The sequence below is a fragment of the Ornithinimicrobium sp. genome, assembly GCF_035267225.1.
Classification (GTDB): domain Bacteria; phylum Actinomycetota; class Actinomycetes; order Actinomycetales; family Dermatophilaceae; genus Ornithinicoccus.
The window spans coordinates 1-8,956 of the sequence record NZ_DATFMA010000102.1; the positions used below are offsets into that span (position 1 = coordinate 1).

Here is an 8,956-nt window from a genome sequence, read left to right on the forward strand (position 1 = left end):
GACCGGTCGGCCGGTGGCGGTGGCGACAGTGATCGAGCATCCGGACCCGGCACGGGTCGGCCGGCATCTTGTCGTGCGACAGGAGGGCCGGGGCTCGCGTGGGTCCCTCGGTTCCGTGCGGGTTGATGAAGCGGTGTCGGACGACGCGCGGGGACTGCTGGCGGTCGGGCGCACCCACACTCTGCAGTACGGGCCAGACGGGGAGCGGCGTGGGGCCGGCATGCGGGTGTTCGTCGCCGCGTTCGCGCCGAAGCCCCGGATGATCGTGTTCGGCGCGATCGACTTCGCTGCTGCCGTCGCGAGCATGGGTGCCTTCCTGGGGCACCATGTGACCGTGTGCGACGCGCGCCCCGTCTTCGCGACGAAGGCTCGGTTCGCGGATGCGGACGAGGTCGTCGTGGACTGGCCGCATCGCTACCTCGAGCGCGAGGTCGAGGCCGGTCGCGTTGACGGCCGCACCGTCATCTGTGTCCTCACGCATGATCCGAAGTTCGATGTGCCCGTCCTGCAGCTGGCCCTGACGGGGCCACCGGTCGCCTACGTCGGCGCCATGGGGTCCCGGCGGACTCACGAGGACCGGGTGGCTCGCCTGCGCGAAGCCGGACTCACGGAGGCGAGCCTGGGTAAGCTCTCCAGCCCCATCGGGCTGGATCTGGGTGCCCGCACGCCCGAGGAGACGGCGGTGAGCATCGCGTCCGAGATCATCGCTGCGCGGTGGGGCGGCCAGGGCGAACCTCTGAGCCACACGACGGGGCCGATCCACCACGAGTCCGACGAGGACAGCACGAGTCAAGACGCCGTCAGCAGCCGAGAGGCCGAAGCCGACCCGTCGAGGTGATGCCTGGATCTGCCGTGCGCTCGGGCAGGGTGAAGCACCCGCGGGATAGGCCGGGTGGGGGCGAGGTGCCTACTCGTGCCGGGTCACGCCACTGCGGGTGACGATGGCGGTGAGGTCGTGGGTGCGGACGGTCGCGCCCTCGTCGGCGCCTACCCTCTGAACAATCAATGGCCCGTGCGCGGGGCGTCGTCGCGGTGACTGGCGAACCACCGAGGGGTCGAGGTAGAGCCAAGCGTGCGGTTGCGGTGTGATGGCGGCCACGTCATGATCGCAAAGGTGGCTGTCCCTGTTCTTCCCTGACTCAGGAGGACCCATGACCCGTATCACCGTCAACGTCGACGGGGTGGAGTGCACCGACGACGTCGAACCTCGCGCCCTTCTGGTGCACTACCTGCGAGAGCAGGTGGGCAAGACGGGCACCGTGGTGGGTTGCGACACCAGCAACTGTGGCGCCTGCACGGTGCACCTCGACGGTCGCAGTGTGAAGTCGTGCAACATGTTGGCCGTCCAGGCCGACGGTCACGACGTCACCACGATCGAGGGACTGGCCAGTGGTGGTGAGCTGACGCCGGTGCAACAGGCCTTCCACGAGTGCCACGCCCTGCAGTGTGGGTACTGCACCCCCGGGATGATCATGCAGGCCACCGACCTGCTGAACGAGAACCCCGACCCCAGCGAGGCCGAGATCCGCCAAGGCATGGAAGGCAACCTCTGTCGGTGCACGGGCTACCAGAACATCGTCAAGGCCGTACAGCAGGCTGCGTCAGGAGCACAGGGATGACCACCATCGAGGAGGCGACGCGAGGACCCGAGAGTGAGATCGGCAAGGCCCGTCTGCGCAAGGAGGACCAGCGCCTGATCACCGGGCGCACGAAGTTCACCGACAACATCCAGCTCACCGGGATGCTGCACCTGAGCATGGTGCGCAGCCCCTTCGCTCACGCCCACATCACCTCGGTGGACGCCAGCGCGGCCAAGGCCTCCCCGGGCGTTGTCACCGTCCTGACCGGCCAGGACGTGAAGGACAGCCAGGGAGGGCTTCCGAACGCATGGCCGCTCACCGGCGACCAGAAGGCACCTGACCACCCGGCGATCGCGGTCGACCGGGTCGCCTTCGCCGGTGAGATCGTCGCCGTGGTGGTGGCGCGCAGCGCTGCGGCGGCCCGGGATGCGGCCGAGCTCGTGGACGTGGAGTTCGAAGAGCTGACACCGGCCCTGGACCTGAGGCGTGCGGCAGCGGACGAGGTGTTGGCGCACCCCGACCTCGGCACCAATCGCAGCGCCACCTATGTCTTCGACTCCCAGGAGGCCGGCACCGGCGGGGACGTGGAGGAGACCATTCGCGAGGCCGAGGTCCTCCTCGAACGCGAGTACCGTCAGCAGCGCCTCATCCCCGCCTTCATGGAGCCACGCTCGGTCGTGGTGGACCCCACATCGGAGCAGTTCACGGTGTGGTCGTCCACCCAGGTCCCGCACTTCGTACGCATCTTCATCGCGCTCACCCTGGGCGTCCCCGAGTCGAAGATCCGGGTCATCGCGCCGGACGTAGGCGGCGGCTTCGGTGGCAAGCTGCAGATCACGCCGGAGGAGATGATCACCTTCCTGGCGGCTCAGCACACGGGCAAGCCGTGCAAGTGGACCGAGACGCGCAGCGAGTCACTGCTCTCGGGGCACCACGGGCGGGACCAATGGCAGAAGCTGACCCTTTCCGCCAGTCGCGACGGGACCGTGAAAGGTCTGAAGGTCGAGCTGCTGGCCGGTCTCGGGGCCTACACGGCCTTGCTCGGCGGCGGGGTGCCGCTCCTGGGCGCCTCCATGTTCAACTCCATGTACAAGTTCGACGCCTACCGGTTCGAGCTGACCACGGTGTTCACCAACAAGACGTGGGTGGACGCCTACCGCGGCGCTGGTCGACCGGAGGCCACGTTCGCCATCGAGCGTCTGATGGACGACCTTGCCGACGAGCTCGGCATGGACCCGTTGGAGCTGCGCCGCAAGAACTGGATCACCCACGAGGAGTTCCCGTTCGACACCGTCGCGGGACTTCAGTACGACTCGGGTAACTACGAGGCCGCGACGGACCGCGCGACGGAGCTGTTCGACTACGCGGGGCTTCGTGCGGAGCAGCAGCAGCGCCGTGAAGCGGGCGACCCCGTCCAGCTCGGCATCGGCATCTCGACCTTCACCGAGATGTGCGGGCTGGCTCCGTCTCGCTGGCTCGGCCGGATGAACTACGCGGCCGGCGGGTGGGAGCGCGCCGACGTGCGCGTCCTGCCGACGGGCAAGGTCGAGGTCGTCACCGGGGTCTCCCCGCACGGCCAGGGCCACGAGACCGCCTGGAGCCAGATCGTGGCGGATCGACTGGGCGTGGCCTTCGAGGATGTCGAGGTGCTGCACGGTGACACCCAGAGCAGCAACCGGGGCCTGGACACCTACGGTTCGCGCTCGCTCGTCGTCGGAGGGCAGGCGGTCATCGAGGCGGCCGACAGAGTGATCGAGAAGGCCAAGCCCTTGGCTGCGCACATGCTCGAAGCCAACGTGGACGACATGGAGTTCGACCGCGGGAACTTCAGCGTCAAGGGCACCGACCAGGGCGTCGGGCTCGCCGAGATCGCGTTCGCCGCCTTCTCCGCCCACGACCTTCCCGCTGGCATGGAGCCGACCCTGGACGCCGAGGCGACCTTCGACCCGGTCACCTTCTCCTTCCCCCACGGCACGCACCTGTGCGCCATGGAGGTCGACACCGAGACCGGGCAGGTGAGTATGCGCTCCTATGTCTGCGTCGATGACATCGGCAACGTGGTGAACCCGATGATCGTGGAGGGGCAGGTGCACGGCGGTCTGGTGCAGGGCATCTCCCAGGCGCTCTGGGAGGAGGCCGTCTACGACGACAACGGCACTCTCGTCTCGGGTTCGTTCGTGGACTACACCCTGCCGACCACCGCCGACACCATCAGCTTCACCACTGACCGCACGACCACCCCGGCTTTGAGCAACGACATGGGCGCCAAGGGAGTCGGAGAAGCCGGGGCGATCGCCTCCACCCCGGCGGTGGTCAACGCCGTGCTCGACGCCATCCGGCAGTTCGGGGTCAAGGACATCCGCATGCCGTGCACTCCGGAGCGGGTCTGGCGCGCCATCACAGAGGGGCAGGCGGGGCAGTCCGACCCCGGCGGTGACCCCACCACCGGCGATGCGGTGCCCCACTTCGAGACCGGCTCCCTGAACCAGGATGATCCCGACCCTTCGGCCGGACTCGGCACCAACGGAGCGCGCTCATGATCCCCGCAGCCTTCGACTACGTCGCCCCCACCACCGTGACTGAGGCCCTCGCCGTGCTCGCCGAGCACGGCGACGAGGCCAAGGTCATGGCGGGTGGACAGTCACTGCTCCCGATCCTGCGCATGCGCCTCAACGCCCCCGAGGTGGTGGTCGACCTCGGCCGCGTGCCGGAGCTGTCCGGCGTCAGCGACGACGGCGACGCGATCCGCATCGGAGCGATGACCACGTACGCCGACATCCTGGGCAGCGACCTGGTGCACGAACACGCCGCTCTGCTGGCCAGGGCGGTCGCGGAGGTGGCAGACCCGCAGATCCGTCATCGCGGGACCATCGGCGGAGCCTTGGTGCACGCCGACCCCGCCGGCGATGTCGGCGCGCCCGCGCTGGCCCTGGACGCCGAGATGGTGGTCACCGGTTCCGACGGCGCCGAACGCACGGTCAGCGCGAGCGAGTTCTTCGTCGACCTCTTCGAAACGGCCGTGGCGGAGGAGGAGCTGTTGACCGCCGTCCGCATCCCGAAGCACACCGGGTGGGGCAGTGCCTACAGCAAGTTCGTCCGCGTCTCGCATCAGTGGTCGATCGTGGCCTCGGCGGCCACCATCCGTGCCGAAGGCGGTGTGATCGTGGAGGCCAAGGTGGCCCTGACGAACATGGGCCCGACCCCGTTGCGTGCCACGGCGGTGGAGCAGCGCCTGGTCGGGATGCAGGCCTCCGAGGAGGCGCTGCGGGAAGCATGCGCGTCAGCGGGTGAGGGCACGGACCCTCCTTCGGACCTCAATGGGGACGCCGACTACCGCAGGCACCTGGCCGGTGTGCTGACCCGGCGCGCGGTGCTCGCGGCGGTGGGAGACTGAGCGCATGGAGCTCGTGCATTCCTTCTCTGTCCCCGCTCATCCGGAGCGGACCTGGGCGTTGCTGACCGATCTGCAGCAGGTGGGATCGTGCTTCCCTGGCGCCACTGTCACCGAGGCCGGCGACGAAGAGTTCTCCGGCACGGTCAAGGTCAAGCTCGGTCCGATCGCGATGATGTACTCGGGGTCCGGCCAGTTCGTCTCCCGCGACGATGCCGACCATCGGGCCACCATCGAGGCCCGCGGCAAGGACAAGCGCGGCAACGGCACGGCCGGCGCCACCGTGATGCTCAACCTCAGCCCGGATGGGGACGGGACCAAGGTCGACGTCAAGACCGAGCTCTCGATCACCGGCAAGCCGGCCCAGTTCGGTCGTGGCGTGATGCAGGACGTGTCCGACAAGCTGCTGAACAGGTTCGTCGACTGCGTGGAGTCCCAGCTCGGCGGCGACGAGCACCGCGCGCAGAGCCACGACCCGGTGGCGGCCAGCGAGAGCACGCCGGCTGCGGAGCCCGAGTCGGACGCTGCGCTCAGCCCGGCCGTGACACCGGGACCCGACCCAGTGCCACCGAGCGCGAGCCCGTCTGAGAGCTCCGACGACGCCATCCATCTGGGCAGCGCGGTCGGGCCCGCGGTGCTGGGCCGCTACGGCGTTCCGTTGGCGGTGCTGGCGGCGGGCGTCGTGGGTTACCTGGTGGGTCGCAGCGGGTCGCGCAGCGGCGACTAGCAGGATCACGACCTGCCCGGCGTAGGCTCGGGTCATGCGACTGGGGCTGCAGGTTCCCTCCTTCAGCTGGCCCGGCGCGCCAGCGTCCATCGGGCCCACGCTGGCCCGGATTGCCGGCCATGCCGAGGCCGCCGGGATGTCGAGCCTGTGGGTCATGGACCACTTCTTCCAGATTCGACCCATCGGCCCGTCCGATCTGGAGATGCTGGAGGGCTACACCACTCTGTCGTTCGTCGCGGCGCACACCTCGACCCTCGAGCTGGGGACGTTGGTGACAGGCGTGACCTATCGCCATCCGGGCGTGCTGCTCAAGACGGTGACCACACTGGACGTTCTCAGCGGCGGACGCGCGTGGCTCGGCATCGGCGCCGCCTGGAACGAAGAGGAGCACCGCGGCCTGGGGGTGCCCTTCCCGTCGTTGGGCAGTCGCTTCGAGCGCCTCGAGGAGACCCTGCAGATCGCGCACCAGATGCGCTCCGGCGACGAGTCGCCGTACGAGGGCACCCACTACCAGCTACAGCGCCCCTTGAACTCGCCGCCCCCGCTCAGCCGACCCCGCCTGCCGATCATGGTGGGAGGAGGCGGAGAGAAGAAGACCCTACGGCTGGTGGCGCAGTACGCGGACGCCTGCAACATCTTCGACCTCGGCCCCGAAGGTGTGAAGGCGAAGTACGACGTGCTCGACGGCCACTGCCAGGCGCTGGGGCGTGACCCATCAGAGATCGAGCGGACCGTGGTGACGCGGATGGCGCTCTCCACCGACGGGCGCCCGCTCACCGAGAGCGGTGAGGAGTCGCTGACTGTGCCTGGCGCAGTCGACAAGCTGGGCGCCTTAGCTGAGGTCGGCACCCAGACGGTCCTGTTCGGCTTGCCGAACGTGCACGAGGACGGCGCCTTCGACCTGGTCGCCGATCTCGTGGCACAGGTGCGCGAGCTCTGACGCGGCGGCTACTCCTTGAGCCGCACCATGCCTTCCTGAGCGACGCTGGCCATCAGCGTGCCATCCGCGGCGAACATCAGACCGTGGCCCAGCCCGCGTCCGTTCTGCGAGGACGGTGAGGCCTGGCGGTAGAGGATCCAGTCGTCGGCGCGCGGGCTTCGGTGAAACCACATCGCATGGTCGAGACTGGCCGGGCGCAACCGCGGGTCGCCCCAGACAAGCCCGTGCCGGCGCAGGATCGGCTCGAGCAGGCTGTAGTCGGAGGCGTAGGCCAGCAGCGCCGCGTGCAGTAGCCGGTCGTCGGGCAGCGCCCGTGGGATGCGGAACCAGACGTGCTGCTGGGCTGTCTGTTCCGCGACCTGGGTGAACAGGGGTCCCTCGACGTGCTTGATCTCGACAGCTCGCCGCGCGAGCTGCTGGGCGGTGGGGTGGTCGATCTCAGCCAGGATCTCGGCGTCCGATCGCAGACCGTCCGGCCCGTGGACCCGCGGCATCTCATGCTGGTGGTCCAGACCCTCGGCCTCGTCCTGGAACGAGGTGATCATCGACAGCAGAATCCGTCCGTCCTGGATCGCGTGCACCCGGCGCGCCGAGAACGAGTGGCCATCGCGCATCCGCTCGACGAGGAACCGGATGGGTCGGTGGTCGTCACCGGGCCTCAGGAAGTACCCGTGCATCGAGTGAATCGGGCGAGCTGTCTGCGTGACGTCGTCGACCGTACGGCCGGCTGCGATGACGGACTGGGCCAGCACCTGCCCACCGAAGACGCGGCCGTGCGGCTGCGGCTGGCTGCGCCCCAGGAACACATCGCCGTGGGAACGCCCGAGGTCCTCCCCGAGACCCTCCGGCGAGGTGACCGAGATGGTGGTCGATCCCTCACGGTCGAGGTCGAGCACGTCGAGCAGGTCGTCGATCGGGTCCTCAAGGTTCACCCGCGAAGCCTACCGAGGGGTGACTGGCAAGATGAGCGTCATGCCCTCCCCTGCTGAGAGCCGGTTCGCCGTCGACATCCAGATCCGGTGGTCGGACATGGACGTCTACGGTCACGTCAACAACGTCCAGTTCCTTCGGCTGTTGGAGGACGCGAGGGTGTATGCGTTCCGCCACTGGTTCGGCAGCGAGCGTTCCTTGCTCCGTGAGGGCGTCCTGGTGGCGCGACAGGAGATCGACTACCTCGCTCCGTTGACGTTCAACCACGAACCGGCCCGGATCGAGGTGTGGCCGTGCCGGCTCAGCGGAGCCTCTTTCGACATCGGGTATGCCGTGAAGCAGGTGGGCTCGGAGGTCACCTTTGCGCTCGCGGAGGCCACACTGGTGGCCTACGACTTCAGCACCGGAAGCCCCCGACGGCTGGAGGACGCGCAGCGTGAGGCGCTGCGGGCGGATCTCGATGACCCTCCGTCTCTGCGCAGCCACCGAGGGCGGCGGTGACCGACACCGGGGAGGCAATGCTGAGGTTCGCCGAGGTGGAGACCTTGCAGGACCTCGGCACCTATGTAGCCCGCGCCCGCTCGCTGGACGCCGACGGGGCGGCTCGGCTGCAGGGACGCGGCGAGGTGTTGGCCGCCTGGGTGCAGGTGCTGCCCGGTCAGGGGTTGCTGGGGTCGGGGCTTGTGCTGGGGTTGCGTGTGATGAAGCTCGACGGCGCGCACGAGCTCGACGCGACGGTGCCGCTCGCGGCCGTCTCGGACCGTCTGGCGAGACGCCAGAGCGCCGGTGATGTCAGTGCGGCGCTGCAGCTGCCGCCGATGAGAGTCACCCCCTCCTGGGCAGCGATCAGCCCGCCTCGGTCGGGATGGGTGCCTCGCGGTGAGGTGACGCACGTGGCTCTGGTGCAGACAGCGCGCGACGGCATCGAAGCGGTGGCGCGGGGGACACCGGCGGGGGCGGGGGCGGCAGCAGTTGCCTCCCTGCGTGCTCGCGTCTGGGGTCGACAACTGTCCGACGACTCGGCGGCCCCTCCGGCCGGAATGGCGCTGGCCGCCCACACGCTCGGCTTCACCGGCCCAGACGACACAGGCACGGTGCTCACCTCGGGGCCGTGGACACGCTTGAGCCTGCGCAACGGGGAGGTCCTTGCGCGTTAGCGCTGTGGACGAGTAGCGCCCAGATCAGGGCGTGCGCGAGACTATGGGCCTGTCACACAAGCCAAAGCGGCTGTCCCTGGTGTGAGAGGAGATTCCCGTGAGGCGACGTTGCGCGCTCGTGATCTGTCTCGCGCTGGGAGCAGGGCTGGCGGGATGTGACGACGGACAGGAGCCTCAGCCTGCACCGGAGTCTGAGGATTCCGTCGCGGTCACGGACGATGCCGCGGCTAC

At 68.9% G+C, this 8,956-nt stretch carries 9 protein-coding genes; 8 read left to right on the plus strand and 1 reads right to left on the minus strand.

The features are described 5' to 3' along the window. The 6 genes from VJ976_RS10385 to VJ976_RS10410 form a co-directional block, all read left to right on the plus strand. Positions 1-838 (plus strand): XdhC/CoxI family protein (locus VJ976_RS10385; protein WP_324100148.1); only part of this gene is annotated, 838 nt, incomplete at its 5' end. Positions 839-1,151: 313 nt separating this feature from the next. Continuing rightward, positions 1,152-1,619, plus strand: a complete 468-nt coding sequence (locus tag VJ976_RS10390) for a (2Fe-2S)-binding protein (protein ID WP_324100149.1) — start codon at positions 1,152-1,154, stop codon at positions 1,617-1,619. Beyond that, positions 1,616-4,120, plus strand: coding sequence for a xanthine dehydrogenase family protein molybdopterin-binding subunit (locus VJ976_RS10395; protein ID WP_324100150.1), 2,505 nt, complete (start codon positions 1,616-1,618; stop codon positions 4,118-4,120). The genes VJ976_RS10390 and VJ976_RS10395 overlap by 4 nt, the downstream gene beginning before the upstream one ends. Further along, the gene (locus VJ976_RS10400) at positions 4,117-4,974 is read left to right on the plus strand and encodes a xanthine dehydrogenase family protein subunit M (RefSeq protein ID WP_324100151.1); all 858 of its coding nucleotides are present in this window, start codon (positions 4,117-4,119) and stop codon (positions 4,972-4,974) included. Before VJ976_RS10395 ends, VJ976_RS10400 begins: the two co-directional genes overlap by 4 nt. Before the next feature lie 4 nt (positions 4,975-4,978). Continuing rightward, on the plus strand, positions 4,979-5,698 hold the full coding sequence (locus VJ976_RS10405; RefSeq protein ID WP_324100152.1) for an SRPBCC family protein: 720 nt from the start codon (positions 4,979-4,981) through the stop codon (positions 5,696-5,698). A 34-nt stretch (positions 5,699-5,732) separates the two neighbouring features. Then, positions 5,733-6,638, plus strand: coding sequence for an LLM class F420-dependent oxidoreductase (locus VJ976_RS10410; protein WP_324100153.1), 906 nt, complete (start codon positions 5,733-5,735; stop codon positions 6,636-6,638). 8 nt (positions 6,639-6,646) lie between these two features. Here VJ976_RS10410 and VJ976_RS10415 read toward each other — a convergent pair whose 3' ends face one another. Then, positions 6,647-7,570, minus strand: a complete 924-nt coding sequence (locus tag VJ976_RS10415) for an acyl-CoA thioesterase II (RefSeq protein WP_324100154.1) — start codon at positions 7,568-7,570, stop codon at positions 6,647-6,649. A gap of 40 nt (positions 7,571-7,610) precedes the next feature. Here VJ976_RS10415 and VJ976_RS10420 point away from each other — a divergent pair, with 40 nt between their 5' ends. Then, positions 7,611-8,069 (plus strand): thioesterase family protein, encoded by a 459-nt coding sequence (locus VJ976_RS10420; RefSeq protein WP_324100155.1) that lies wholly within the window; start codon positions 7,611-7,613, stop codon positions 8,067-8,069. Further along, positions 8,066-8,725 carry a hypothetical protein gene (locus VJ976_RS10425; RefSeq protein ID WP_324100156.1) on the plus strand — a complete coding sequence of 220 codons (660 nt, stop codon included), beginning with the start codon at positions 8,066-8,068 and terminating at the stop codon, positions 8,723-8,725. The genes VJ976_RS10420 and VJ976_RS10425 overlap by 4 nt, the downstream gene beginning before the upstream one ends. The last annotated feature ends 231 nt before the right edge of the window (positions 8,726-8,956 follow it).

Bases quoted from the DNA above. Each gene is read 5' to 3' on its own strand.
- VJ976_RS10390 (WP_324100149.1), top strand. From the start codon at position 1,152: ATGACCCGTATCACCGTCAACGTCGACGGGGTGGAGTGCACCGACGAC.
- VJ976_RS10400 (WP_324100151.1), top strand. From the start codon at position 4,117: ATGATCCCCGCAGCCTTCGACTACGTCGCCCCCACCACCGTGACTGAG.
- VJ976_RS10410 (WP_324100153.1), top strand. From the start codon at position 5,733: ATGCGACTGGGGCTGCAGGTTCCCTCCTTCAGCTGGCCCGGCGCGCCA.
- VJ976_RS10420 (WP_324100155.1), top strand. From the start codon at position 7,611: ATGCCCTCCCCTGCTGAGAGCCGGTTCGCCGTCGACATCCAGATCCGG.
- VJ976_RS10395 (WP_324100150.1), top strand. From the start codon at position 1,616: ATGACCACCATCGAGGAGGCGACGCGAGGACCCGAGAGTGAGATCGGC.
- VJ976_RS10405 (WP_324100152.1), top strand. From the start codon at position 4,979: ATGGAGCTCGTGCATTCCTTCTCTGTCCCCGCTCATCCGGAGCGGACC.